The 25393-nt window shown below is 70.2% G+C and carries 25 protein-coding genes; 17 read left to right on the top strand and 8 right to left on the bottom strand.

The annotated features are described in order from the left end of the window. Positions 1 to 43 precede the first annotated feature (43 nt). Both ACYQPG_RS13100 and ACYQPG_RS13095 read right to left on the bottom strand, forming a co-directional pair. Positions 44 to 301 (bottom strand): DUF6894 family protein, encoded by a 258-nt coding sequence (locus tag ACYQPG_RS13100; RefSeq protein ID WP_419829591.1) that lies wholly within the window; start codon positions 299 to 301, stop codon positions 44 to 46. Next, the gene (locus tag ACYQPG_RS13095; RefSeq protein ID WP_147909367.1) at positions 301 to 1014 is read right to left on the bottom strand and encodes a Crp/Fnr family transcriptional regulator; all 714 of its coding nucleotides are present in this window, start codon (positions 1012 to 1014) and stop codon (positions 301 to 303) included. Before ACYQPG_RS13095 ends, ACYQPG_RS13100 begins: the two co-directional genes overlap by 1 nt. Before the next feature lie 275 nt (positions 1015 to 1289). On the opposite strand from ACYQPG_RS13095, the gene ACYQPG_RS13090 reads away from it, so the two are divergent. Both ACYQPG_RS13090 and ACYQPG_RS13085 read left to right on the top strand, forming a co-directional pair. Continuing rightward, the gene (locus tag ACYQPG_RS13090; protein ID WP_461231108.1) at positions 1290 to 2429 is read left to right on the top strand and encodes a helix-turn-helix domain-containing protein; all 1140 of its coding nucleotides are present in this window, start codon (positions 1290 to 1292) and stop codon (positions 2427 to 2429) included. Next, a complete protein-coding gene (locus tag ACYQPG_RS13085) occupies positions 2426 to 2671 on the top strand; it encodes a hypothetical protein (protein WP_147909365.1) in 246 nt (81 codons plus the stop codon). The genes ACYQPG_RS13090 and ACYQPG_RS13085 overlap by 4 nt, the downstream gene beginning before the upstream one ends. A 22-nt stretch (positions 2672 to 2693) precedes the next feature. Here ACYQPG_RS13085 and ACYQPG_RS13080 read toward each other — a convergent pair whose 3' ends face one another. From ACYQPG_RS13080 to ACYQPG_RS13070, 3 genes are all read right to left on the bottom strand, one after another. After that, entirely contained in the window at positions 2694 to 2948 is a 255-nt protein-coding gene (locus ACYQPG_RS13080; protein ID WP_147909364.1) for a hypothetical protein, read from the bottom strand. Positions 2949 to 3165: 217 nt separating this feature from the next. After that, positions 3166 to 3591: an acyl-CoA thioesterase gene (locus ACYQPG_RS13075; protein ID WP_461231107.1), complete on the bottom strand. Its 426-nt coding sequence runs from the start codon at positions 3589 to 3591 to the stop codon at positions 3166 to 3168. A gap of 56 nt (positions 3592 to 3647) precedes the next feature. Next, positions 3648 to 5396, bottom strand: coding sequence for a pyrroloquinoline quinone-dependent dehydrogenase (locus tag ACYQPG_RS13070; RefSeq protein WP_147940683.1), 1749 nt, complete (start codon positions 5394 to 5396; stop codon positions 3648 to 3650). Positions 5397 to 5758: 362 nt separating this feature from the next. Between ACYQPG_RS13070 and ACYQPG_RS13065 the strand changes: the two genes are divergently transcribed. Further along, on the top strand, positions 5759 to 6058 hold the full coding sequence (locus tag ACYQPG_RS13065; protein WP_461231106.1) for a hypothetical protein: 300 nt from the start codon (positions 5759 to 5761) through the stop codon (positions 6056 to 6058). Beyond that, positions 6055 to 6519 (top strand): hypothetical protein, encoded by a 465-nt coding sequence (locus ACYQPG_RS13060; RefSeq protein WP_461231105.1) that lies wholly within the window; start codon positions 6055 to 6057, stop codon positions 6517 to 6519. Before ACYQPG_RS13065 ends, ACYQPG_RS13060 begins: the two co-directional genes overlap by 4 nt. 302 nt (positions 6520 to 6821) lie before the next feature. Here ACYQPG_RS13060 and ACYQPG_RS13055 read toward each other — a convergent pair whose 3' ends face one another. Continuing rightward, entirely contained in the window at positions 6822 to 7355 is a 534-nt protein-coding gene (locus ACYQPG_RS13055) for an ankyrin repeat domain-containing protein (protein ID WP_147940686.1), read from the bottom strand. Between the two features lie 167 nt (positions 7356 to 7522). On the opposite strand from ACYQPG_RS13055, the gene ACYQPG_RS13050 reads away from it, so the two are divergent. The 3 genes from ACYQPG_RS13050 to ACYQPG_RS13040 all read left to right on the top strand — a co-directional run bounded on the left by ACYQPG_RS13050 (position 7523) and on the right by ACYQPG_RS13040 (position 9410). Then, a complete protein-coding gene (locus ACYQPG_RS13050) occupies positions 7523 to 8170 on the top strand; it encodes a flavodoxin family protein (protein WP_419829586.1) in 648 nt (215 codons plus the stop codon). Next, positions 8167 to 9048: a sigma-70 family RNA polymerase sigma factor gene (locus ACYQPG_RS13045; RefSeq protein ID WP_461231104.1), complete on the top strand. Its 882-nt coding sequence runs from the start codon at positions 8167 to 8169 to the stop codon at positions 9046 to 9048. The genes ACYQPG_RS13050 and ACYQPG_RS13045 overlap by 4 nt, the downstream gene beginning before the upstream one ends. A 143-nt stretch (positions 9049 to 9191) precedes the next feature. Continuing rightward, positions 9192 to 9410, top strand: coding sequence for a hypothetical protein (locus ACYQPG_RS13040; RefSeq protein ID WP_147909354.1), 219 nt, complete (start codon positions 9192 to 9194; stop codon positions 9408 to 9410). Positions 9411 to 9421: 11 nt separating this feature from the next. Here the strand turns inward: ACYQPG_RS13040 and uvrB are convergent, their stop codons facing one another. Further along, complete coding sequence (uvrB, locus tag ACYQPG_RS13035) at positions 9422 to 12181, bottom strand: excinuclease ABC subunit UvrB (protein WP_461231103.1); 2760 nt, start codon at positions 12179 to 12181, stop codon at positions 9422 to 9424. An 82-nt stretch (positions 12182 to 12263) separates the two neighbouring features. Between uvrB and ACYQPG_RS13030 the strand changes: the two genes are divergently transcribed. The 10 genes from ACYQPG_RS13030 to ACYQPG_RS12985 all read left to right on the top strand — a co-directional run bounded on the left by ACYQPG_RS13030 (position 12264) and on the right by ACYQPG_RS12985 (position 23476). Further along, positions 12264 to 12749: a VOC family protein gene (locus tag ACYQPG_RS13030; RefSeq protein ID WP_147940690.1), complete on the top strand. Its 486-nt coding sequence runs from the start codon at positions 12264 to 12266 to the stop codon at positions 12747 to 12749. Positions 12750 to 12907: 158 nt separating this feature from the next. Next, positions 12908 to 13525 carry a hypothetical protein gene (locus ACYQPG_RS13025; RefSeq protein ID WP_147909351.1) on the top strand — a complete coding sequence of 206 codons (618 nt, stop codon included), beginning with the start codon at positions 12908 to 12910 and terminating at the stop codon, positions 13523 to 13525. Continuing rightward, entirely contained in the window at positions 13512 to 13901 is a 390-nt protein-coding gene (locus ACYQPG_RS13020) for a transcriptional regulator (RefSeq protein WP_147857943.1), read from the top strand. Before ACYQPG_RS13025 ends, ACYQPG_RS13020 begins: the two co-directional genes overlap by 14 nt. Positions 13902 to 13978: 77 nt before the next feature. After that, positions 13979 to 14701, top strand: coding sequence for a di-trans,poly-cis-decaprenylcistransferase (locus tag ACYQPG_RS13015; RefSeq protein ID WP_147909350.1), 723 nt, complete (start codon positions 13979 to 13981; stop codon positions 14699 to 14701). Between the two features lie 49 nt (positions 14702 to 14750). After that, positions 14751 to 16019 carry a bifunctional phosphopantothenoylcysteine decarboxylase/phosphopantothenate--cysteine ligase CoaBC gene (coaBC, locus tag ACYQPG_RS13010; RefSeq protein ID WP_147940691.1) on the top strand — a complete coding sequence of 423 codons (1269 nt, stop codon included), beginning with the start codon at positions 14751 to 14753 and terminating at the stop codon, positions 16017 to 16019. A 617-nt stretch (positions 16020 to 16636) separates the two neighbouring features. After that, entirely contained in the window at positions 16637 to 17866 is a 1230-nt protein-coding gene (locus tag ACYQPG_RS13005) for a carbohydrate porin (protein ID WP_461231102.1), read from the top strand. A gap of 502 nt (positions 17867 to 18368) precedes the next feature. Beyond that, positions 18369 to 20852 (top strand): methyl-accepting chemotaxis protein, encoded by a 2484-nt coding sequence (locus ACYQPG_RS13000; RefSeq protein WP_461231101.1) that lies wholly within the window; start codon positions 18369 to 18371, stop codon positions 20850 to 20852. 183 nt (positions 20853 to 21035) lie between these two features. Next, positions 21036 to 21452: an FKBP-type peptidyl-prolyl cis-trans isomerase gene (locus ACYQPG_RS12995; RefSeq protein WP_007569323.1), complete on the top strand. Its 417-nt coding sequence runs from the start codon at positions 21036 to 21038 to the stop codon at positions 21450 to 21452. Positions 21453 to 21486: 34 nt separating this feature from the next. Further along, positions 21487 to 22857: a Wadjet anti-phage system protein JetA family protein gene (locus ACYQPG_RS12990; RefSeq protein ID WP_147909954.1), complete on the top strand. Its 1371-nt coding sequence runs from the start codon at positions 21487 to 21489 to the stop codon at positions 22855 to 22857. Beyond that, positions 22850 to 23476, top strand: a complete 627-nt coding sequence (locus tag ACYQPG_RS12985; RefSeq protein WP_147909955.1) for a DUF4194 domain-containing protein — start codon at positions 22850 to 22852, stop codon at positions 23474 to 23476. Before ACYQPG_RS12990 ends, ACYQPG_RS12985 begins: the two co-directional genes overlap by 8 nt. A gap of 171 nt (positions 23477 to 23647) precedes the next feature. On the opposite strand, the gene ACYQPG_RS12980 is transcribed toward ACYQPG_RS12985, so the two are convergent. Further along, positions 23648 to 25324 carry a methyl-accepting chemotaxis protein gene (locus ACYQPG_RS12980; protein WP_461231100.1) on the bottom strand — a complete coding sequence of 559 codons (1677 nt, stop codon included), beginning with the start codon at positions 25322 to 25324 and terminating at the stop codon, positions 23648 to 23650. Positions 25325 to 25393 lie beyond the last annotated feature (69 nt).

Below are 25393 nucleotides of genomic sequence, written 5' to 3'. Positions count from 1 at the left end.
CATCGACGTCCCAGCCCGAGGCGAGCGTCCGACACAAGCGCCCTCAGCCCGGGTCCTCGTCGGGGACGGTATCCTGGAACGGCACCGTGAGCACCAATTCGCCCGCCTCGTCCCCGATCTCGAAGGCGCACTCCATCCAGTCGCGTACGAAGGTGTGGCGCTCCCGCGCGATCATCCCGCGCGCCTGAGACAGGGCGTTCTCGCGCGCCGCGCCCAGGTCCGCGCAGTCCTCGCCTTCCGGATCCACGGCCAGCCCCGCTGGGCCGGGACGATGCCGGACGTTGAAGAAGTAGCGCGGCATCACGCCCCCTTGATCAGCCGGGCGAACTCTCGCTCGGGCAGGCCGTAGCTGTCGTCGGCCACCGCCACCAGGGCCGCCCGGTCCAGGATCGTGATGCGGCCGCGCCGGGCCCGGATCAGGCGATGCCCCTCCAGCGTCTGGATGGCCAGGGTCGTGCTGGACCGCTGCACGCCCAGCATCATCGACAGGAACTCGTGCGTGAGGAGGAGCTCGTCGCCGTCGAGCCGGTCGTGGCACATCAGCAGCCAGCGGGCGAGGCGGATGTCGACCGTGTAGCTCGCGTTGGCGAAGGCGGTCTGCGCCGTCTGGAGGATCTGAACCTGGATCGAGCGCAGGAGCAGCGTGTGCAGCCGCGGGCTCTCCGCGACGGCCGCGTACAGCGCCTCGGTATCGATGACCAGCATCATGCCGGCGTTCTGGACGAAGTGTTCGTGGGGCGTGCGATCGGTGCCCAGCAGGATGGGCGAGGCGCCGCCCAGACCCTCGCGTCCGACGATGCCGACCTCGACCTTCCTGTCCGCGCCGTGGGTGACGATCGAGCCGAAGCCGACCTCGGGAAAGTACAGCTGCCGGATCGGTACGTCGGCCTCGATGAGCGGCTGGTGCAGGACCGTCGTCACGGGCTGCAGGTGCGGCTGCAGCAGAGCGAAGTCGCCGGGCGCGAGCGCCTTCAGCAGATGATTGCGGATACTGGATTGCTCAGGCTGGGGCACGCTTTCGCTCCCGTCGGGGCAAGAGCACACGCCGTCTCTCAAGCGCCTGCGCCCGGATCAGCCGGCAGGCGACATTCTAATAATCCAGTCGAATTGGCGGTATCAAGCCTCGAATTCAAACCTATGTTAGCGGAAAACGCAGTATTCCGTATGGTGGGGTACCATACCGATATACGGATGCACCTTCCATAACACGGGAGCCTAGGTTTACAGCTTGCGTTATCCATTCATGCGTGAGCCGAATGATCGGACGGCTCGACCGGCGGGAGCTTTGCATGCCACAGATGGGCCAACAGCGTGCCATCCTGCTCGCCGAGAGCGACGCCGTGATCGGCATGGACCTGAGCGACGCCCTCGAGAGGTCCGGCTACCGCGTGCTCGGGCCGGCCAGGACCACGGCCGAGGCGCTGCGCCTGCTGGTGCAGCGGAAGCCCGACCTGGCGTTCGTCGACGGCGCGCTGAAGGACGGCAGCTTCATCGAGCTCGCGCACACCCTGCGCCGGCTCGACGTGCCGATCCTCGTCCACCTGGAGGCGGGTCAGGACCAGCATCTGACGCCCGACCTCGCGGGCGTGCCCTGGCTCCTCAAGCCGGCCTTGTCCTTCGACGTCGTGGCCGCGCTCCGTGAGTTGATGGCGGCGTCGGTGCGTGCAAGAGCCGCCCCGGTGCCGCGCCTCCGGCCCGCCGGCACCGCGGGCAATCCGCTGATCCGCAAGCTGAGCGGCCTCACCACCCTGTCGGACGCGGACCGGGTCACGCTGGCGCGGATCAGCGCCGAGCCGCGCCGGGTCACCCCCGGCACCGACCTGGTGCGCGAGGGCGACCGCCCGGACGGCGTGTTCCTGGTGATGAACGGCGTGGCGGTCCGGCACAAGCTGCGGGTGAGCGGCGCCCGGCAGATCATGGCGTACCTGGTGCCGGGCGACCTGTGCGATCTCGACGTCGCCCTTCTGAGCGCGATGGACCATACCATCACGGCCCTGTCGGCCTGCGAGGTCGTGCGCCTGGCGCCCGAGACGGTGGCCGACCTCCTGGCGAACCATCCGCAGATCGCCCGGGGGCTGCGCAAGGCCCAGCTCGTGGACGAGGCCACCCTGCGCGAGTGGCTGGTCAACGTCGGCCGCCGTTCGGCCCTGGAGCGGCTGGCGCACCTGCTCTGCGAGCTGCTGCTGCGCCTGCGCGCGGTGGGTCTGGCGCCGGGCGACAGCTACGAACTTCCGGTCACCCAGATGGACCTCGCCGACACCGCCGGGCTCACGCCCGTGCACGTGAACCGCACCCTCGGGGAACTCCGGCGACAGGGGCTGATTGAACTGAGGACGAGATGGCTCAAGATCCTCGACCTGCCCCGCCTGCGGGCGCTGGCGGAGTTCCGGCCCAATTACCTGCATCTTGGAGACCAAGCTGCGGCATGAACCTACGCCTGCAACCCATCCAAGTCGCGACGGGCAGCTACGACACTGAGGGTCAGCTGGTCTTCGCTGATGGGTTCCTCGCGGCGGTCCTGGTGAAGCTCTCGGGCTTTCACCAGGACATGGCCGGGATGTGGTTCCTGGAGGCCGGCTTCGGCCGGGTCGACACCCCGAACCGGCCGACGTTCTCCGATCTCGACGAAGCGCAGGACTGGATCGAGCGGCAGCTGGAACGGGTGCGCTGACGCCGCCCGCCGCGACGCAGGATCAGGTCCGCGAGAAGGGGCCGTTCGACGGTTCGACCTGTTCCCGATCCCCGAGGACGCGCCGCGCGGAGGCGAGGATCTGGATCACGCTCCGGCTGTCGCATTCCTGCCGGGCCACCGCCTCCAGGTCCCGCAGGTAGGCGATCACCGGCTTCCGCGCGCGCGGCCCCTGCCGCAGGACGGGTTCGACCTTCGTGGTCACATGCACGGCCAGGCCGTCCCAGAAGTCCGGATCCTTCGAAGACCCTTCCGTCATCCAGCGTGCTCCGTACCGAAAGAGCGGCCCCGTTGACCATGGACCGAGGGGGCGAAAACCCATGATCGACGGGGCCGACCGGAGCGGATCCGGCGCGCCCGATCTGGCCCAGGAGCGCCGTCGCTGAAATCACCTGGGTTGCGTCACCCACCCGGTGCGACAGTGCTGTCCATCCGGCGCGCCCGCCGGCTCCGGTGGCGGGGTTGCCGGCACGGGCTTACTCCGCCGGCACCGGGCGCGGGCGGCGGTCGTCGCCGATCGCCACGAAGGTGAAGGTCGCCTCCGTGACCTTCATGGTGGTCTCGCTCGCCCGCTCCCGGCGCCAGACCTCGACCTGGATGCGCAGGGACGAGCGCCCGACCGTGATCAGCCAGGCGTAGAGGCTGACCTCGTCGCCGACGAAGACAGGATGGTGGAAGGTGATCGCGTCGACCGCGATGGTGGCGCACCGCCGGCGCGAGCGCCGGGCCGCCACGTTGCCGGCCGCCAGATCCATCTGGGCCATCAGCCAGCCGCCGAAGATGTCGCCCGCCGGGTTGGTGTCGGCCGGCATCGCGATGGTGCGGATCACCGGCGCGCCGCGCTGGCTCGGCTGCGAAGCCGCGCCCGCCTGCGCACCGTCCTGGCTGCTTCCGTCCGCCATCGTCCCGCCGAGTCGCCGAGCTTGACCGGAAGCCTTCCAGTCAAGCTCGGCCGGCGTCAATCGGGCAGCGCGAAGACCAGCAGTGCGTCGCCGGTGCCGAACCCGGCCGCCTTGGTGAAGGACGCGCCGCCGGCCGCCACCGCGAGGTACTGCTTGCCGTCGAGCGCGTAGGTCATGGCCGGGCCGCTGATGCCCGCCCCGCACTGGAACCGCCAGAGCAGCGTGCCGTCGCGCGCATCGTGGGCTTCGAGGTGGCCATCCTCGGCGCCGGAGAAGACGAGGCCGCCCGCGGTGGCGAGCGTCCCCCCGGAGAGCCGGCTGTCGGACCGCAGGGTCCAGGCGATCTTGCCGCCGTCGGCGAGGTCCACGGCGGTCAGCGTGCTGAAGGACGGCTCGCCCTTCGCCTCGCTGGTCTCGGTGTAGCGGATCTCCGCCCGGTCGCCGGAGGCCGGCACGGTCTTGATCGTGTAGGTCGTGGCCCCATGGCGGACCTGCACGTAGGCGCGGCGGCCGTCATAGGCGGTGGGCGGCCACGACACGGCGCCGAGCGGCCCCGGCGCCACCACGGTGCCCTGCGGGGTCGGCGGCGCGAACAGGTTCTTCTGCTCGATCAGCGGGGCCGAGCGTTCGAGCAGCGTCCCCGTCGCGCGGTCGTGGACGTAGATCCACCCGGTCTTGCTGGCCGAGGCCACGGCCTTGGTGCCGTTCGGCCCGTCGAGCAGGAACGGTGGCGCGGCGACGTCGTAGCCCCATTCGTCGTGCGGCACCTGCTGCGAATACCAGCGCAGCTGTCCGGTGCGGACGTCGAGCGCCACGAGGCACATCGTGTAGAGGTTGTCCCCCGGGCGCGACAGGCCGAAATTCTGCGGCGCCGGGTTGCCGGTGCCGAGGAAGATCAGGCCGAGATCCGGGTCGTAGGCCGGGGTCATCCAGAGCGAGCCGCCGCCGACCCGCCAGGCGTCGCGGTTGGCCGGCGCCGCTTCCTTCTCGGCGGCGATGTCGCGCTGGAGCGGCACGCCGTCCACCGTCTGGGCGACGAAGCCGCCCTCCCAGCCCTCGGGCGGGGTGACGTACCAGCGCCAGCGCTCCGCGCCGGTCTTGGCATCGTAGGCCGCGAGCCAGCCGCGCCGTCCGTAGCCGCCCTCGATCCCGACCACGGCGCCGCCGTCGAGCCCGCCGGCCTCGTCCGCGATATGCAGGCCGTAGCCCGCCCCCGTGACCCCGACGATCACCAGCCCTTCGACCACCAGCGGCGGCATCTTGAACCCGAGCCGGCTCGAGCCCTGCACCGGCTTGCCGCCGAGCTTGCCCGCGAGATCCGAGGCGGTCTCGCTCTCGCCCTCCTCCGGGCGCACCGCCTCCGTGTCCCACACCAGCCGGCCGGTCTTGGCGTCGAGCGCGATCAGCCGCCCGTCCATGGTCGCCTCGAACACGAGGCCGTCCGAGACCGCGACCCCGCGGTTGGAGGGGGGGCCGAAGATCTTTTCCGTGCGCGGCTTGTGCGTGTAGGTCCAGAGCGGCCGGCCGGTGCGGGCATCGAGCGCCGCGACGTTGTTCTGGGTCGTGGACGTGTAGAGCGCGCCGTCGACCATCACCGGCTGCGCCTGGAAATAGCCCGTCACCCCGGTCTGGAAGATCCAGGCCGGCCGCAGCCGCGCGACGCTGGCGCGGTCGATCTGTGTGAGGTCGGAGAAGTTGCGGTTGCTGTGGTCGTGCCCAAAGGCCGGCCAGGGGGTCTCGGCGGCGCGGGCGGCGGCGGGTAGGAGGATCGCGACGGCGATCAGCGCGGGGCGAAGTGCGGTCATGGGCGGCACGGCGTTTCCTCGAGTTTTATCGGTTCTCTATTCCTTCACGTGCCCGGCTCGTGAATACAACGCGCCCATTCCTGCGCATCCCGTGCCGCTGCCGTCCCGGGCGAGAGTTTCCGGCGCCCGTCGTGTCGTCCCCCCTCGACGTTGGAGCCGACGCACCGGGTTTGCGTCCTCGACGCGATCCGGGCAGCGGAGTGTCTGGAAAGCTTGGGATCCGAGGTCGGCTCGACTTCCTGGGTACATCGACTCACTTAGAAAGAGATCGCCAGCGAGCGCCAACGGTCTATGCTAGCCTCGTCTTCGGTCCGACGTGCGTTTCGAGCCAGGATGTTTCTCATGCGCGGCAGGGCGCAGACATGATCGGTGCGGACATCTCCCCCACGCTTCGGGCCGCGATCGAAGCCGTCGTGTGGCAAGAGCTCGGCCGCTTCGGCGTCAGCGAGGTTGAAGTCACGGAGTCCGAGGATGCCGATGGCGATCCCGTCATCCTCGTCAACGTCCATTATTGGGATCCCGAAGCCGAGCCCGATTTCAAGGTCGCGTCCAGGGCTCTCACAAAACTGAATGACACGCTCTTCGAACTGAAAGAGCCGCGCTTCGGCTACATACGGCACAAGGTCCCGGACGCCATGCCTGAGCCGCGCAGCCGGCGATGAGCCGGGAGTTGCTCGGGACTGCACGGCGGTTGGCGCGGGCGAGTCCCGGCAAGCCGCGGCAGTCGGACCTCAAGCGCGCGATCAGCTCGGCCTATTACGCGCTCTTCCATGCGCTCGCGAAAGAATGTGCGGACCGGCTTGTCGGAACGGGACGGGCTCGGCCCGACAAGGCCTGGCGACACGCGTATCGCGCCCTGAATCACGGGGACGTCAAGAATGCCTGCAGACAGCTGCGCACCTTCGGATTTCCTCCCGAGCTGATTCAGGTCGGAGACATCTTCCAGGGGCTCATGCTTCAGCGACACAGTGCGGATTACGACCCGACGCATCGCGTCACCCGTGCCGATGCTCTGGCAGTCATTTCACTGGCCGAAGAAGGTATGGCAAAGCTCGGCTCGGCGACCGCACGGGATCGCGTGGCCTTGGCGATCCAGCTTTTGTTAAAGCAACGGTCGGCGTGATGATTGGTCGGGACAAGCGAACGGCAGGCAGGTTCGGTGTCGCGTCTTGTTCATGCTTCGCTGGCCACTTTCACGAAGGCGCGTAGACGGTTCGCGAAGGCCGCTCTTGGCTGATCCCGAGACTCCCACCCGGCCCTTCGACGTTTCGACGTATCTGCGTACGCCGGAGAACTCCGCCGCCTACCTATCTGCCGCCCTCGACGAACGATCCCGCTTCCTTCCGTCGAGCCCTGTGTGACGTTGCGCGCGCAGAGCATGGCGGTCGTCCCGTCGGCCCCCTTCGTCGAAAAATCCCTGATCCCTCACCCCGTCTTCCGTGCCGCCGCGTCGAGCTGGCCCGGGGTCGCCTGGGCGCCCATCGCCCGGGCCATGTCGGCGGCGCTCTGGCCGGCGGCATCGCGAAAGTCCGGGTCGGCGCCGTGCTCCAGCAGCAGCGCCACCATCTCGGTGCGGTCGAACATCGCCGCGGTCATCAGGGCGGTGCGGCTGCCGGTGCCGGTGCCGTCCACCGCGGCGCCGTGCTGGAGCAGCAGTCGGGCGACGGCGAGGTCGTTCTTGAAAGCGGCGCCGGCCAGAGGCGTCTGGCCGCGATCGTTGGCGAGTTCCGGGTCGCCGCCGGCCTCCAGGATCACCCGGGTGGCGTCCGCCTGGCCGTTATAGGCCGCGAGCATCAGCAGGCTGTCGCCCTTGTCGTTGCGCAGGTTCGCCGGGAGCCCCTGCCCGAACAGCTCCGCCAGCTCGTCGGCGTGGCCCATCCGGGCGAACTGGAAGACCCGGCCCGCGAAAGCCAGGGTCGCGTCGTCGAGGGCCGGGGGCGTGTTCGTCTCGGAGGTCATCGTCGTTCGCCTGCTTCAACGAGGATCGATCTGGGACGGGACCGTGCCCCTGTCCAGCGCCGGCCGAAACGCGCTTCATGAAAGGGTCGTTGCCGGACTCACGCGCATGTCACACCGGGCGGGGCTTCCTTGTCATGTCATCCGGGACCGGACTGACAGGGGGGATCATGGTCGACATTCGCGTGACGGAGCGTCGTGAGGATCCGGCGGCGGCCGCCGGATCCATGCGGATCGCCATCGTATTCCACTCGGGCTACGGCCACACGGCCCGCCAGGCCGAGGCTGTGGCACAGGGGGTGAGGCTCGTCGAAGGTGCCGACGCCCTGATTTTGCCCGTCGCAGACGTGGAGCGGTCCTGGGCCGTGCTGGAGGCCGCCCCGGCCATCATCTTCGGCACCCCGACGTATGTGGCCGGGCCGTCCGCGGCGTTCAAAACGTTCCAGGAATCGACCTCGAACCGGGTGATGGCCAAGGGTTATCCGTGGAAGGGCAAGATCGCCGCCGGGTTCACAAATTCCGGTGCGATGGCCGGCGATAAGCTCGCCACGCTGATCCAGCTGGCCCTGTTCGCGGCGCAGCACGGCATGCACTGGGTCAGCCTGGACCTCCCGCCCGCGAACTGTTCGACCACGGGCTCGGAGCAGGATCTGAATCGGCTCGGCTACTGGCTCGGCGCGGCGGCGCAGTCGAACACGGACGCGGGTCCCGACCGCGCGCCTCCGGAGGCCGATCTGGCGACCGCGCGCCATCTCGGCCGACGCGTCGCGCAGGTCACGCGCCAGTTCGTGCGCGGCCTGGAGGCGCCGGGTCTGTGATCGCGCCGTGCAACGGGGCCGCCGCCCCCGAACCGAGCTTCCAGGAATCCCGCCCGGGCCTGGTCCGGCTTGCTTACCGCATGCTGGGTTCGATGGCCGACGCGGAGGACGTGGTTCAGGATGCCTACGCACGCTGGCTGGCCGCCGATCGGGACACGGTACGGGAGCCGGCTGCGTTTTTGCGGATCGTGGTCACGCGGCTCTGCCTCAATCACTTGAAATCGGCCCGCCGCCGGCGGGAAACCTATATCGGACCCTGGTTGCCGGAGCCGATCTTCGATCCCGATGCGGGCGACGATCTCGACGACATCACCCTGCCGCTGATGATGGCGCTGGAGCGCCTGTCGCCGCTGGAGCGGGCGGCGTTCCTGCTGCACGACGTGTTCGGGATGGCGTTCCCGGATGTGGCCCGGGCGATCGGACGGGAAGAGGCGGCGTGCCGCAAGCTCACCAGCCGCGCCCGAGCGCATCTCCGGGAAGCGCGGCCACGCTTCACTGTCGACCGGGAGGAGGGCTTCAAGATCGCCGCCGCGTTCTTCGCCGCTTCGCGCAGCGGCGATATGGGTGCGCTGCGCACCCTCCTGGCCGACGACGTGGTCGCCACAGCCGATGGCGGCGGCAAGGTCCCCGCGTCGCCGGAACCGCTGATCGGGCGGGACGCCGTGCTCGTCCGTCACGAGGCCATGGCCCGCGACTTCGCCCGGAATTCATCCCGGCTCGTGCGCTATGCCGTCATCGACGGGCTGCCGGGTTTCGTGACCGTCGAGACGCCCGGCCTCATTCAGACGACGGCCCTGCAGGTCCGCCAGGGCCTCGTCGCCGCCATCTACGTGGTGCGGAATCCGGACAAGACCCTGCGGGTTTCACGGGACGCGTGAGTGGACCGCGCTGCAAGGGGCGTGAAGCCCTGGTCTGGCCCGGCATGCGAAGACGCCCAGCACCAGGCGGGAACGTTTTCCCCCGGATGCTCGTTGCAGCCGCCACCCGGGCCGTGACGGCCCGATCCGTCGCCGGAGCGAGCATGCCGCGCCCCTATGAGCCCTTCGCCGATGCGTTGCGCATCGCCCGCGACATCGTCCGCGACCGGGTCGGCGCGGTGACGCGGGCGGCCGTGCAGGCGGATCCCCACGCCTACGACGAGGCCTGCGACGCCCTCGCGCTCCGGATCGCCGAGGCGCTGGTCGACGAGGGCGAGGCGGTGGCGAGCCGCTATGCCGGCCGGGACGACCGGGCCGCCTGAAACCGGCGCGGTCAGCCGCGCTTGCGGCCGCCCCCGCCCTTGTATTTCGGCTTCTGGCCGCCGAGGCCCTGCGTCGAGCGCGGCTTGGGCCGCTCCTGCCAGGCCACCGCCCCCGCCGGCATCTCGCGGTCGGTGCCCGGGCCCATATTGTCGAGTTCCGGCTTCGAGATCCGGGTCGCCCCGGCGCCGCGCGGCGCCTTGCGGCCGTACTTGCCGGCCTCGCGCTCGACGTCGCCCTGCCGGGCCATCGGGTCGTCCGAGACCAGCAGCTCCGTCGCCTGGAGACGCTTGAGCTCGTCGCGCAGGCGCGCGGCCTCCTCGAAGTCGAGATCGGCGGCGGCCGTCCGCATCCGCTTCTCCAGGTCGGCCAGCACCGCCTTGAGGTTGTGGCCCACCGTGATCGCGTCCTTGGCCAGGCCGGTATCGACCTGGACGTGGTCGCGCTCGTAGACGCTGTTGAGGATGTCGCTGATCCCGCGCTTCACGCTCTGGGGCGTGATGCCGTGCTCCTCGTTGTAGGCGAGCTGCTTGGTGCGGCGCCGCTCGGTCTCGGCCATCGCCCGCTCCATCGAGCCGGTGATGGAATCGGCGTACAGGATGCAGCGCGCGTCGGCGTTCCGGGCGGCCCGGCCGATGGTCTGGACCAGGGAGGTCTCCGAGCGCAGGAAGCCCTCCTTGTCGGCGTCCAGGATGGCGACCAGGGCGCATTCCGGGATGTCGAGGCCCTCGCGCAGCAGGTTGATGCCGATCAGGACGTCGAAGGCGCCGAGCCGCAAATCGCGAATAATCTCGATCCGCTCCAGGGTGTCGATGTCGGAGTGCATGTAGCGCACCCGCACGCCGTTCTCGTGGAGGTACTCGGTCAGGTCCTCGGACATGCGCTTGGTCAGCGTGGTCACGAGGGTCCGGTAGCCGGCCAGCGCGACCGCCTTGACCTCGCCCAGCAGGTCGTCGACCTGCGCGCGCGCCGGGCGGATCTCGATCACCGGGTCGACCAGGCCGGTCGGGCGGATCACCTGCTCGGCGAAGACGCCGCCGGTGCGCTCCATCTCCCACTTGCCGGGGGTGGCCGAGACGTGGACCGTCTGGGGCCGCATCGCGTCCCATTCCTCGAAGCGCAGCGGCCGGTTGTCCAGGCAGGACGGCAGGCGGAAGCCGTACTCCGCCAGGGTCGCCTTGCGGCGGAAGTCGCCCCGGTACATGCCGCCGATCTGCGGCACGGTGACGTGGCTCTCGTCCGTGAACACCAGGGCGTTGTCGGGCAGGTACTCGAACAGGGTCGGCGGCGGCTCGCCGGGCCGGCGGCCGGTGAGGTAGCGGGAATAGTTCTCGATGCCGTTGCAGGCGCCGGTGGCCTCGATCATCTCGATGTCGAAGGTGCAGCGCTGGTCGATGCGCTGGGCCTCGATCAGCCGGCCCATCTTGGTCAATTCCTCGATCCGGCCGTTCAGCTCGTTCTTGATGCCCTTGATCGCCTGCTGCAGCGTCGGCCGCGGCGTGACGTAGTGGGAGTTGGCGTAGACCTTCACGAATTTTAGCTCGGCGATCTTCTTGCCGGTGAGCGGGTCGAACTCGACGATCGACTCGATCTCGTCGCCGAACATGCCGATCCGCCAGCCGCGATCTTCCAGGTGGGCCGGCCACAGCTCGATGGAATCGCCCCGCACCCGGAAGGTGCCGCGGGCGAAATCCGCCTGGATCCGCTTGTACTGGAGGGCCACGAGGTCGGCTACGAGCTGGCGCTGCTCGATCTTCTCGCCCAGCGTCACGGTGAACGACATCGCCGTGTAGGTCTCGACCGAGCCGATGCCGTAGATGCACGACACCGAGGCGACGATGATGACGTCGTCCCGTTCCAGCAGGGCGCGGGTGGCCGAATGGCGCATCCGGTCGATCTGCTCGTTGATCGACGATTCCTTCTCGATGAACGTGTCGGAGCGCGGGACATACGCTTCGGGTTGGTAGTAGTCGTAATAGGAGACGAAATACTCGACGGCGTTGTCCGGGAAGAACGACTTGAACTCGCCGTAGAGCTGCGCCGCCAGGGTCTTGTTCGGGGCGAGGATCAGCGCCGGGCGCTGGGTCTGCTCGATGATCTTGGCCATCGTGAAGGTCTTGCCCGACCCGGTGACGCCCAGCAGCACCTGGTCGCGCTCGTGCGCCTGCACGCCCTTCACCAATTCGGCGATGGCGGTGGGCTGGTCGCCCGCCGGCTCGAACTCGGATTTCAGCGTGAACTGGAGGCCGCCCTCGGATTTCTGCGGCCGGTCTGGCCGGTGCGGCACCCAGGTCTGGCCGTCCTTGAACAGCGGGTTGCCCTCGATGAGCAGCCGCTCCAGCGCCGTCACGGTCGCGGAGGCGCCGCCGTCGCCGCCCGGATCCGGCAGCTCTGCGCCCGCGGGCACGGGCCCGTCCTCGGGCGGGGTCAGCCCCAGGGCCTGGGCGAGGCGCGGATCGACCTCGGCCGCGTCGCCGAGCGCGTAGCCGGCCTGGGGCGCCTCGGCGAAGCCGTCGCGGGCGATCTCGACCTTGCGGGTGGCCGCCTTGCTGATCGGCTCCTTGGCGGGCCGTCCCTTGGGCTTGCCCGGACGCGGCTTCTCCGGCTCCGGCGCGATCGGCGGCGGCCGGTTGCGGTTCAGCGCCGGGTTCAGCAACTCCGCCAGATAGGTGTCGAGCGGCTTCAGCTCGGGCTTCGATGCCTTGGCCGACGAGGCCGAGACGGATACGGCGCGCGGCTTCTTCGGAGCGGGCGTGTTCTTCGGAGCAGGCATGGCACCAATATGGGCCCCGCACGCGCCGCGAGAAACCCTCGGGGCTGCGGAGTTTTCACGCTTTCCCGGATGAGGCTCGCCGATGACCGCACCGATCCATCCCGAGACCCGCATCGGGCACGTCCACCTCAAGGTGGCCGACCTGGACCGGGCGCTCGGGTTCTATTGCGGGATCCTCGGCCTGGGTTTGACCCAGCGCTTCGGCACGCGTGCCGCCTTCGTCGCGGCCGGGGGCTACCACCACCATATCGGGCTCAACACCTGGGAGAGCCTCGGCGGGCTGCCGCCGGCCCCGGGTACCACCGGCCTGTACCATCTCGCCCTGCTCTACCCGACCCGGGCCGCCCTGGCGGATGCCCTGCGCCGGGTCGAGGCGGCCGGCATCCCCCTCGACGGCGCCAGCGACCACGGGGTCAGCGAGGCCCTGTACCTGCGCGACCCGGACGGGAACGGCGTCGAGCTCTACCGGGACCGGCCGGAGGCGGAGTGGCCCCGCGCTCCGGACGGCGCCCTGCGGATGGTCACGGCCCCGCTCGATCTCGATGCTCTTCGCCGCGAAGATGGATAATTACAACTCTTAGGTAGAATTCACCGTGCTTTGGCCTGGACCGGACCGGTCGATGCTGAGAAAATTCGGTCCCATCACCCGGTGAATTGGCTTGCGGCGACCGGAGCCCGTCGGTACTTTGCGGCGCAAAGCATGATGCAGGGCGGGGGCTGAAGCTCATGCAGGACCTGGACAAGGCGCTGGCCGACATCGTGGCGATCCGGTCGCAGATCGCCCGCGATACCGCGTTCCGCGGCCTGGGCGCCGCCACCGTGGCGGGCACCGGCGGCCTGTCGCTCGCCTGCGCGGTGGGCCAGGCCCTGTGGCTCGGCGATCCGTCGGCCCGGCCGGCCCTGTTCTTCGGCCTGTGGATCGGCGCCGCCCTGGTGGCGTTCGCGCTGATCGGGGTCGAGGCGGTCCGGCGCAGCCGCCGGCTCCATTCCGGCTTGGCCGACGCGATGGTGTGGAACGCCATCGAGGTGTTCATGCCGGCCGCCGGCACCGGGGCGTGCCTCGCCCTGGTGATCGCCCGCTTCGCTCCGGAAGAGGTCTGGATGCTGCCCGGCCTGTGGCAGGTGTTGGTCGGGCTCGGCCTGTTCGCCTCGGCGCGGATCCTGCCCCGGGCGGTCCAGGGGGTCGGCGCCTGGTACCTGCTCACCGGCCTCGCCGCGCTGGCGTTCGCGGCCGAGACCCGCACCCTGTCGCCCTGGACCATGGGGCTCCCCTTCGTGGTCGGCCAGATCTGGCTGGCCGGCCTCATCCATCGCGGCGCCCGGGCCTTCGATGATGACCTCTGACCGCGACGACGGACGGTTCTCCTACGAGGGGCTGGACCGGATCATCCACGAGCGGGCGCGGCTCAGCGTGCTCACCTCCCTGGTGGCCCATCCCAAGGGCTTGCCGTTCCCCGACCTCAAGCGCCTATGCGGGCTGACCGACGGCAACCTGAGCCGCCACCTGGCCGTGCTCAGCGAGGCCGACCTGGTGAGCCTCGAAAAGGGGTTTTCGCTCAACCGGACGCAGACGGTGTGCCGGATGACGCCGACCGGGCGCCGGCGCTTCATCTTCTATCTCGGCGTGCTCGAGCAGGTGGTGCGCGACGCGGCGGCGGCGGCCGAGCGAAGTCCGGATGGCGGGGTGCGCGGCCTCGATCCGGCCACGAAACCGGCCTGAGAACGCCGGATCGCGCAGAGACTGTCAACGCAAACCGAATAAACCTCAGCGATACGCCCATGCCGGGAGACTTTACGATGCAAAGCGAAGCGGGGCCGGGGGGGCTGCACGCCGCGATCATCATGGACGGCAACGGGCGCTGGGCGACGCAGCGCGGCCTGCCGCGTCTGGCCGGCCACCATCGCGGCGTCGAGGCGATCCGGCGCACCGCCGAGGCCTGCCCGGATCTCGGCATCGGCACGCTCACGCTCTACGCCTTCTCGGCCGACAACTGGCAGCGCCCCGACGACGAGGTCGGCGGCCTGATGCGGCTGCTGCGCTCCTACCTGCGCAACGAGACCCAGCGGCTCGCCCGCACCGGCACCCGGCTCAGCGTCGTGGGCCGGCGCGACCGCCTGCCCCGGGGCATCCCGGAGGCGATCGCGGCCGCCGAGGCGGCCACGGCGGCCGGCACCCGCCTGCACCTGCGGATCTGCGTCGACTATTCCGCGCGGGACGCCATCATCGCGGCGGCGCAGGCGCTCCAGGGCGGCGACGCCTCCCGCGAGAGTTTCGGCGCGCTGGTGGCCGGGCAGATGCACGGCTCGCCGGTGGACGTGGACCTCGTGATCCGCACCGGCGGCGAGCAGCGCCTGTCGGATTTCCTGCTGTGGGAGGCGGCCTATGCCGAACTCCACTTCACCGATCGGATGTGGCCCGATTTCGGCCCCGACGATCTCGCCGCGGCGACGGCCGACTTCGCCCGCCGGGACCGCCGCTTCGGCGGCCTGAAGGCGCCGGCGGTCCCGGCGGCGGCCTGACCCCCGGCCCGCTTGACGGGCGCGCCGGCTCAGGCAGAGGCTTTCCGTCATGACTGAAACGCTCGCCAACCGCCGCGTCCTCCTCGTCATCGGCGGCGGCATCGCAGCCTACAAGGCCCTCGACCTGATCCGGCGCCTGCGCGAGCGGGGCGCCAGCGTCTGCCCGGTGCTGACCGCGGGGGCGCAGGAATTCGTGACGCCGCTCGCTGCCGCGGCGCTCGCGGGCGAGCGGGCCCATACCGACCTGTTCGACCGGGCCGAGGAGGCGGATATCGGCCACATCAAGCTGGCCCGCCAGGCGGACGCCGTCGTGGTGGCGCCGGCGACCGCCAACCTGATGGCCCGGATGGCCGGGGGCCACGCCGCCGACCTCGCGACCACGATCCTGCTGGCGACCACCCTGCCGATCCTGATCGCCCCGGCCATGAACGTGCAGATGTGGGCGCATCCCGCGACGAGCCGCAACCGCGCGACCCTGGAGGGCGACGGAATCCGCCTCGTCGGGCCGAATGCCGGCAAGATGGCCGAGGCGGAGACCGGCCCCGGCCGCATGGCCGAGCCCAACGAGATCGCCGACGCCCTCGAGCGGATGCTGGCCGAGGCGGGCGACGGGGCCCCGGGCCTCGGCTTCCTGTCGGGCCGCCGGAGCGCGCCCGCCCGCCCCCTCGCCGGCCGTCGGGTGCTCGTGACCTCCGGGCCGACCCACGAGCCGATCGACCCGGTGCGCTACCTCGCCAACCGCTCCTCCGGGCGCCAGGGCCACGCGATCGCGGCTGCCGCCGCCGAGGCCGGCGCCACCGTGACCCTGGTCTCCGGGCCGGTCTCGATCCCGGATCCCGCCGGCGTCGGCGTGGTGCGGGTCGAGACCGCCCGGGAGATGCTGGCGGCGGTCGAGGCGGCCCTGCCCGCCGACATCGCGATCTTCGCGGCCGCGGTGGCCGACTGGCGCCCCGAGACCGAGGCCGGCGCGAAGAAGATCAAGAAGGACGGCGCCGGCCCGGTGCCGCTGCCGCTGGTCGAGAACCCCGACATCCTCGCCACCGTCGCGCATCTGGAGGCCGGGCGGCCCCCCCTGGTGGTCGGCTTCGCCGCCGAGACCGACACGGTGCTCGACCACGCCCGGGCCAAGATCGCCCGGAAGGGGTGCGACCTGATCGTGGCGAACGACGTCTCCGCCGCGGGCGGCGTCATGGGCGGGACCGACAACACCGTCCACCTGATCCACCGCGACGGCGCGTTGGAGACCTGGCCGCGCCTCGGAAAGGACGAGGTCGCCCGCCGCCTGGTCGCGCATCTGGCCGGCCTGCTGGTGCGCTGAGGCGGCATCGGACCCGCAGAATCGACCGCGCGAAGCCGATTTCGCCGCGGGTGTGGCGGCGAAGCCTCGGCCGTTTCGTGGATCTTCGCGCTTCGCAAAGCTGGCTTCCGGCCAAGATGAAGCCAGCAAAGAGCGTTGCGAATGTGGACACGGCGTTCACATCGGACGATCGATCATGTGGTTGCCCACGTATTAACCGGATCGATCTCCCGATTTAAAAAACAGTCAGTATTTGAAGTCGATTTTCTGTCCTAAAAATACGGCGGGTTTTATAAGTCGGTTCTTGAGATTGAATTATAGACCTCGCTCAAACAAATATAAATTGTCTATATAAACTTGCAATTTGCGGTTTTACGATGGTGTAAGTCCACGGCGCCGAACAGAAGACTGTCGGCTCGGGGGCGTTATGGATCATGGAACGTAGACTTCTATCGGGATGGGCGGCTGCTCTGCTGGTCATCGGAGCCTGTCCTTGTGTTGGACTGGCACAGGCACAGCCTTCGGCGCCCCGAAACACGGAAGAATCGACGATCCTGCCGGATCCGAATGCGCCGCAGCGCCTGCCGCTGGATCGGCCCTCGACGCCCGCGCCGGACACCCGCCCCGCCGTGGGCTCGGTGGATCCGCGCAATATCGGCCCGAAATTCGGCCTGCTCGGCAATCTCGGCGGTATCCGCGATCGGCTCTGGGAGCACGGCATCCTGCTCAACCTCGGCTACGTCTACGAGGGCGCCACGAACGCGGCCGGTGGGGATCGCACGCTGGCGCGCGGAGCGGCCCAGTTCACCGCAAAGGGCCTGTTCGATTTCGAGAAGATGTTCGGCCTGGAGGGCGGGTCCGGCGCGGTCACGCTCACCCACCGCCACGGCCGCGACCTGACCCTCGACGCGCATCTCGGCACGCAGACCAGCGTCGAGGAGATCTACGGCCGCAGCCGCATCTGGCGGTTGAGCCAGTTCTGGTACGATCAGAAGTTCGGCCCCTGGGTGGACCTGAAGATCGGCCGGATGCCGTCGAGCGACGACTTCGCCGGCTTCGCCTGCGAGTTCCAGCTCAACGCCCTGTGCGGCGCCCCGACCGGCAAGATCGCCGGCAACTACATCTACAACTACCCGGTCGGGCAATGGGCGACCCGCCTGCGCGTCGGCACGGCGGATACGGCCTACGTCCAGGTCGGCGCCTACCAGGTCAATCCGGACAACCTTGTCGACGGCTTCAGCTTCAACTTCAGCAAGGGCACCGGCGCCCTGATCCTGTCCGAGGCGGGCTGGTTCCCGAAGGTCGGCGGCGCGGGCTATGCCGGCAGCTACAAGGTCGGCGGCTGGCACGAGACCAGCGGCGGCAACGACGTCTACCTGAACGACCGGCGCCTGCCGTTTCCCATGTACCGGGGACAGCCGCTGCATCACGACGGCCGGAACGGCCTGTATTTCGTCGGTGTCCAGGAGGTCTACCGCCCGGATCCCGCCAACACCGTCCGCAACGTCTCGGCCTTCGTCCGGGCCGTGGCCAGCGACCGGGAGACCTCAATCTACTCGGCCCAGGTGACGGGCGGGTTCATCTACAAGGGCTGGTGCGCGGAGCGTCCGAACGACTGGATCGGCTTCGGCGCCGGCCAGACGACCCCGAATCCCCGGGCGGTCGAGGCCATCGAGCTGAGCAACCTGGTCACCCGGACCAACCGGCGGCTGCCGTGGCAGGAGCGCTTCGTCGAGGCGTTCTACAGCATCGCGGTGACCGACAACATCGTCGTCCGACCCAACATCCAGTACATCACCCGGCGGGCCACGCCGGAGCAGAAGCCCGACGTCGTGGTGTTCGGCGTGACCTCGTTGATCACCTTCTGAGTGCTTTGAACGCCCCCCGTGAGGAGGGGCCCGGGGATGGGGGATGCGTCGGATCGCGCGGAGCCGCGCCTTCAGAACCGCCCCCACCCCCACCTCCCCCACACGAGGGAGTGAGCCCTCGGCACGCCCTGCGCGGACTTCGTCGCCCGTGCGGCTCTGGGGGGGGGCGTGCCGCGCGCCGTCATCGCGCCCGGCCCGGAGCCGTGGTCGAAACGCCCCCCCCCGGCGCGATGACCAGTGACCTGCGCGATTGCGAGCGTAAATACACCGTTAAACAGCTTTCAATTGAAACGAAGGCGCCAAAATTTTCCGAAGGATGCAGTTCCGATACGAATGAGTTCGAGTATCGATTGTCAGCCCGCGACGTCGGTTGGAGAGAGGTCAAACAGGCTCGTGGTCATAACATTCGACAAATGATGCGGTGTAAGACATGACCTCGCAACCGCCGGGCTTCGGGAGTTGTGCGATGATCCGCCTGCAAAATATTTCGATCCGAATGACGATGAGCGTGGTGCTCTTCGTCTTGGGTCTGATTATCTTCACCTATGCAACGTCCGCGCTGATCGGAGCCCGTGCTTCTGCTGTCCAGGCCGAGGCGGGTATCTCGCTCGTGCGGGCGAGCCGCGCGCTGCTCCAGACCCTGTACGCGACGCGGCTGGAGCGGGGCGCCACCCTGCAGTTCCTGGCCGCCGGCCAGCCGATGGATGCCGAGACCCTGTCCGGGCTCTACACGGAGCGGCAGCGGGCGGTCGCCGGCATCGCCGCCGCGACGACACTGGTGGGCGACCTGGATCTGCCCTCCGTCCGGGCGACGCTCGGTCAGCTTCAGGCGTCCCGCGAGCGTGTCGAGCGCCTCCGCCCCCGGGTGGATGACGCCCTGAAGGTGTCGAAGGCCCAGCGTGACGCCTCCGTCACCGCGGAGGCGCAGACGGCCTTCCTCGCCATGCTCGACACCCTGACGGCGACGACGGATGCGGTCGATGCCGCGATCCCGCGCTCCGATACCGTCCTGGAGCGCGATCTCGCCCTCAAGCGCTCGGCCTGGGCGACCCGCATGGCGCTCGGCGCCATCGCGCTGCGGATCCAGACATCCCTGTCGGCCGAGACGCCCTGGTCGCCCGCCGAGACTGTCGCCGCCGCCGAGGAGCGGGGGCGGCTCGACGCCACGTGGAAGCTCGCCGCGGAGACGTCGGCGACCCTCTCGGGCACCGTCCGGGCGGCCTTCGACAAGGCCCGCACCAACAATTTCGAGGGCGCGCCCCTCGACCGGCGCATGGCGGTCTCGACAGCTTTGGCGCAAGCTCAGCCGCCGGGGATCACGCTCCAGCAGGCGCGCAAGCTCGACACCCCGGAACAGGCCACCCTCGTGGACCTCGCCTACGCCGCCCTCGACGAGATGATCGCGCGCGCCGAAACCCTGGCCCAGGATGCACGCAGCGTCCTGGTGCGCAACGTGGCGGCGCTGCTGGTCTCCGGGCTGCTCGTCGCCCTCGGCCTGGTCGCCCTATTCCGCTTGGTGCTGCGTCCGATCCGGACGATGACCGGGACCATGCAGGCCCTGGCCGACGGCGACGCGTCGGTCGAGGTGCCGCTGCGCGACCGCAACACCGAGGTGGGCGCGATGGCGCGGACGGTGCAGGTGTTCAAGGACAACCTGATCCGCACCCGCGCGCTTGAGGCCGAGACCGTGCAGGAACGGTTGTCCGCCGAGGTGCAGCGTCGTGACGGCATGCGGGCTTTGGCCGAGTCGTTCGAGACCGCGGTCGGCGGCATCATCAAACAGGTGTCGGTCTCCGCCACGGACCTGCAAGCCACCGCACAAACCCTGACCGCAACGGTCGATCGGACGGCTGGCCAGGCCGTCACAGTCGCCTCCGCAGCCGAGGAGGCCGCCAGCAACGTCAACACGGTGGCGGCCGCCGCCGAGGAACTGGGAACCTCGGTCGAGGAGATCGGCCGGCAGGTCGATGGATCGGCCAAGCTCGCGCAGGGCGCGGTGGGCGAGACCGATCGGACCGGGGCGCTGGTACAAGAGTTGAGCAGCGCCGTGGCGCGGATCGGCGACGTGGTCGGGCTGATCTCGTCCATCGCCGCCCAGACGAACCTGCTGGCGCTCAATGCGACGATCGAGGCGGCGCGCGCGGGTGAGGCCGGGCGCGGCTTCGCGGTCGTCGCCGCCGAAGTGAAGGCGCTGGCCGAGCAGACCGCCAAGGCCACCGAGGAGATCTCCGGGCAGATCGCACGCGTCCAGACCTCGACGGGCCAGGCGGTCTCGGCGATCGGCGCGATCACCGGACGGATCCAGGAAATCAGCGCCGTGTCGACCAGTATCGCCGCCGCGGTTGAGGAGCAGGGCGCCGCCACCCAGGAGATCGTCCGCAATGTCGGGCAGGCGGCGACCGGCACCGGTGCGGTGACCAGCAACACCGTCGGCGTGGCGGGGGCGGTGGAGCAGGCCGGGCGGGCGGCGAACCAGGTCCTGGGGTCGGCCTCGGTCCTGTCGCGCCAGTCCGAGCAGCTCACCGCGGAAGTGACCCGCTTCCTGATGAACGTGCGTACGGTCTACGCGATGGCGCCGCGTCAGATCCAGCTCGTGCGGGACAGCTTCGAGAAGGTCCGGCCGATCGCCGGTACGGCGGCCGACCTGTTCTACGGACGCCTGTTCGAGATCGCCCCGCAGGTCCGCTCCATGTTTCCGGACGACATGGCCCCGCAGAAGAAGAAGCTGATGACGATGCTCGGGCTCGCGGTCGCCAATCTGGATCAGCCGGCGACTCTGACGGCCAGGGTCCAGGAACTCGGCCGGCGTCACGTGGGCTACGGCACGAGGAACGACCATTTCGCGCCGGTCGGCGCCGCCCTGCTCTGGACCTTGGAGCAGGGGCTCGGCCCGGCCTTCACGCCGGAGGTTCGGGACGCTTGGACCGAAACCTACAACCTCATCGTGGATCTCATGAAAACCGCGTCCGCCGACATCGCCGCCTGACCCGACACCGGGCGGAGCCAAGCTGTCGGGTTTCGCTCCGACGACCCGCCGCAGGACGGCGCGCCCGTCGCACGTCCGAACCCCGATCCGTCGGATCGCGCGCCTCCCTGGCCTGGACCGGCTCGAGTCGATAGAAGGCCCCCCGACGGCCGGCGCGGACGGCGCCGGCTCCAGGGAGATACCATGCCTCGCCTGTCCCTCATTGCCGGAGCCGCGTTCATCGCCATGACAGCAGCCGCGAATGCCGAGATCGTCACCCTGCCCTCGGGCCTGAAGTACCAGGATGAAGTGGTGGGCACCGGGCCCGAGCCGAAGGCCGGCCAGCAGGTCACCGTGCAGTACACGGGCTGGCTCGACGAGGGTGGCAAAAAGGGCAAGAAGTTCGATTCCTCCCGCGACCGCAACCAGCCCTTCAGCTTCCCGCTGGGCGCCGGCCAGGTGATCAAGGGCTGGGATCTCGGCGTCGCCACCATGAAGACCGGGGGCAAGCGCACCCTGATCATCCCGCCGGAGCTGGGCTACGGCGCCCGGGGCGCCGGCGGCGTGATCCCGCCGAACGCCACGCTGATCTTCGACGTCGAACTCCTCGGCGCGAAGTAGTCTGACCGCTGCGCGAGCGCGAGACTCCGAGACAATGCTGTTCGCGCAGCTGCCCGACGAGCTGTTCAAGCCGCTGGCCTCGCCGAGCCGGGGCTTCAACGCGGCCCTGCTGCTGCACCTGCACCGGCGCGTCCTCGGGGCGGAGCCGGTGCGCAAGGCCGAGCTGCTCGCCGAGATCGGCGATTTCGCCGCCGGCTGGAGCGACCCCGAGATCCTGGGCGACGAGCCGATCTCCGCGGATCCGGCCGAACGCCGCAACGCCCTCTACCGGCGCCTCCTGGAGACCGGCTGGCTGCTCGAGCGCCGCGAGCGCTACGTCCCGGTGGCCGAGTTCGACCCGGAGGCACGCCTCCTGCTCGAGGAGCTGTCGCGCCTGGAGCGGGGCGAGACCCGCTCGTATGGCGGCGCGGTGCTGGAGGTGCTGGGCGGCCTGGAGAGCGCCGTCTCCGATCCGGCCAACCGCTCCGAGGCCCTGTCCAACGCCGCCCGGGCGTCCGCCGCGTTCCTGGCCCATGTCCGCGGACTCGCCGCCGGCATGCGCAAGGTCGAGGAGCGGATCCTGCGCGAGCCCGACCGGGCCAAGACCTTCCGGCTGTTCTTCGAGGATTTCGTCGAACGCCACCTGATCAGCGACTACCGGACGCTGCACACCCGGTTCAATCCGTTCCGGTTCCGCGCCAGCGTGGTCCGCGAGGCCGGGCGGGCGCTGCGCGACGCCCTCACGGTGCGGGCGCTGGCCGAGGGGCAGATCCGCGAGGGCCGCAGCCCCGACCTCGACACCGCGCAGCGCGCGGTCCGGGCCGATCTCGCCCAGATCCTCTCGGTGTTCGAGGGGCTCGACAACCATCTCGACGCGGTCGATGCCGTGGTGGCGCGCCTGGAACGGCGGATCGGCGCCGCGCTCCATGCCATGGACCGGCCGGACCCATCGGGGATCGAGCGGGTCGCCGGGATGCTGCGCGCCGTCGGCGCCGCCGAGGTCGCGCCGGAGGTGCCGCCGGTGGTGTCGCTGCTCCGGCCGCCGATCGGCCAGGGTCACCTGCAGACGCCGCGCGCCCGCCGCAGCGCCATCGACGTCGAGCCGCTGCCGGATATCGACTACGACCCCGCGGTGGATGCCTTCGCGGCCGCCAAGGCCGAGTTCCGCCGCCGCACCACCGTCACGCCGGAGACCATGACGGCCTTCGTCGAGGCGCGGCTCGGCAAGGCCGTATCGCTGCGCGGCTCGCAGATCGCGATCGAGGGGGTCGACGACTTCGTGGTGTTCCAGCGCCTGCGCGAGATCGAGGTGCTGTTCGACGCGCGGCTGCGCGACCGCTACGCGGTGGTCCGGCTGCCCGAGCGGCTGGCCAACGGCTGGCTGGACTGTCCCGATTTCCTGCTGGAGCGGCGTGCCGGTGCTTGAGGGATTTCGCGCGATCATCGACGGCGACGAGCCGCCGCCGCCGGGTGCCCGCGCTCCGGACGCCGAGGAGCTGTGCCGCGCCCTCCAGGTGATGCTCAAGGGCCAGGTGATCTACGCCGACACGCCCGGCATCGGCCGCTCCTACGAGCTGGCCCGGCACTACGCGCCGTTCTTCACCGATTACTTCGCCTGCCTGGGCTACGCGCTCACGGTCTCGCACCGCGACCAGATGGTGTCGCTGAGCCCCGCCGCCGACGCGCCCCGGCACGACATCGCCTCCGAGCGCCTGCGCAAGGACGAGACCCTGGTGCTGCTGGCGCTGCGGCTGCTCTACGAGGAGGGCCTGCGCGACAACCGCGCCGGCACGGACGGGATCGTCGCGTGCACCACCGACGAGATCGTGGAGAAGATCCGGGCCGTCGCCCGCAACGAGCCCCCGGAAGAGGGCCGGCTCGCCGACATCCTGCGCCTCTACGCCCGGCGCGGGGGCCTGCGGATGGGCGAGCGCGACCGGGTCGAGCGGGTCACGCCGCTGTCGCTGCTGCCGGGCCTCGCGGTGCTGGCCTCCGACGCCTGGCTGGAGCGCCTGCGGGCGTGGTCGGAAGCCGGGGAGCTCTGAGGGCGGCCCTCGGCACCGCTGGCGGATGAACCGCGCCCGGTTCCCGGACGCCTGGACCGTCAGGGGGGGCCATGTCGCTGCGCGCGGACGCGTCGCGTCCCGCTGGATCGCCGGCCGCTCACGCCGCCTGCGCCCGGGAAAGGGGCTCGGCGCAAACGGTAACCCGGCGTCTCAAGCCGCGCGCACCGTCGCCAGAAAATGCTCGACCTCCTCGCCGAGCTGCGCCGCCTGGCGGGCCATCTCGGAGGCCGAATCGAGCACCTGCCCGGCCGCTTGCCCGGTCGCCGCTGCGGCGCCGGCCACGCCGTTGACGTTGGCGGTCACCGCCTCGGTTCCGGTGGCGGCCTGGGTGACGTTGCGGACGATCTCCTGGGTCGCGGCGCCCTGCTCCTCCACGGCGGCGGCGATCGCGGTCGCCATCCCGCTGATGTCGCGGATGCGGGCCGCGATGCCGTCGATCGCCCGCACCGCCTCGCCGGTCGAGCCCTGGATCCGACCGATCTGCGCCGCGATCTCGGCGGTGGCCCGGGCGGTCTGGGCCGCGAGCGCCTTCACCTCGGTGGCGACGACCGCGAAGCCGCGCCCCGCCTCCCCGGCCCGCGCGGCCTCGATGGTGGCGTTCAGGGCCAGCAGGTTGGTCTGGTCGGCGATCGAGGAGATCAGCGTCACGACTTCCCCGACCCGCTGCGCCCCCGTGCTCAGGGCCTGGACCAGCTGCGCGGTCGCGGCCGCCTCGTGGACGGCGGCCTGGGCCAGATCGGCCGATGCGCCGACCTGGCGCCCGATCTCGTCCACCGTCGAGCCCAGTTGCTCGGCCGCCACCGCCACCGTGGTCACGTTGGTGGAGGCCTGCTCGGCCGCCGCCGCCGCGCCGGTCGACCGGCCGGCGGTCTGCGACGCGGTCGCGTTCAGGCCCTGGGCGGTGGCCTGCAACCGAGTCGCCGCCGCGGTCACCGAGCCGAGGATGCCGCCGACGGCGCCCTCGAACCGGTCGGCCAGCGTCCGCGTCGCCTCCCGGCGCTGGGTCTCGGACTCGGCGCGGGCTCGTGCCGCCTCGCCCTCGAGGGTGCGGGTATGCAGCAGGTTCCGCCGGAACACCGCCACGGTGGCCGACATGGCGCCGATCTCGTCCCGGCGGGCCGCGTAGGGGATCTCCGCCTGCACGTCGCCGTCCGCCAGCCGGCGCATGGCCTGGGTCATGACGGTGATCGGGCGCGAGACGCCGACGAAGCTGTAGAGCGTCGCCCCCAGGGCGATCAGCAGCGTGACGCCCAGCATGATCACGGTCGAGCGGACCGCCTCGGCCTGGCTCCCGCGGGCGCTGCGCCCGGCCGCGTCGCCGGCCTGGATGTTCATCTCGGCCAGCGCGTGCGCGGCTCCGGCGGCGGCGACGTAATGGCCGTTCATCGCTCCGCGGAAATACGACATCGCCGGGTCGCGCTGCTCGAGCGTGAAGCCGCGCAGGCGCTCCCAGTCGTAGTGCTGCACCTTGAGCTTGGCGAGCAGGTCGTCGAACCGGGCCTTCTCGTCGGGCGAGGCGATCAGCGTCCGATAGGCCTCGACCTTGGCGTTCCGCTCCCGGGTCAGCCCCTCGACCTCCTTGACGGTGAGCTGCCGCTCGGTCTCGGCCATCGCGGTGACGAAGCGGACCTGCGTGAGCCGCGACCGGATCACCAGCGCCTCGATGGCCTGCGCCTCGTTCATCGACAGGACCGCGTGATCGAGCAGCGTCGCGAGCTGGCGGTCGAGTGCGATCATCCGATGGATCGCGAACCCGCCCTGAAGCGTGGCGGCCAGGAGGAGCAGGGCGAAGAGGCCGCTCAAGGTAAACTTTAGACTGGTGCGCATGGTTTTCATGGATCCCCCCGGCGGGACGATACAGGCGCAAAATTGTCTGACAAGTTGCGAATCCCGGTT

The sequence above is a fragment of the Methylobacterium sp. CM6246 genome, from assembly GCF_054818005.1.
Note: the sequence above shows the minus strand (reverse complement) of the source record. Positions and strands in the feature narration are given on the sequence as shown.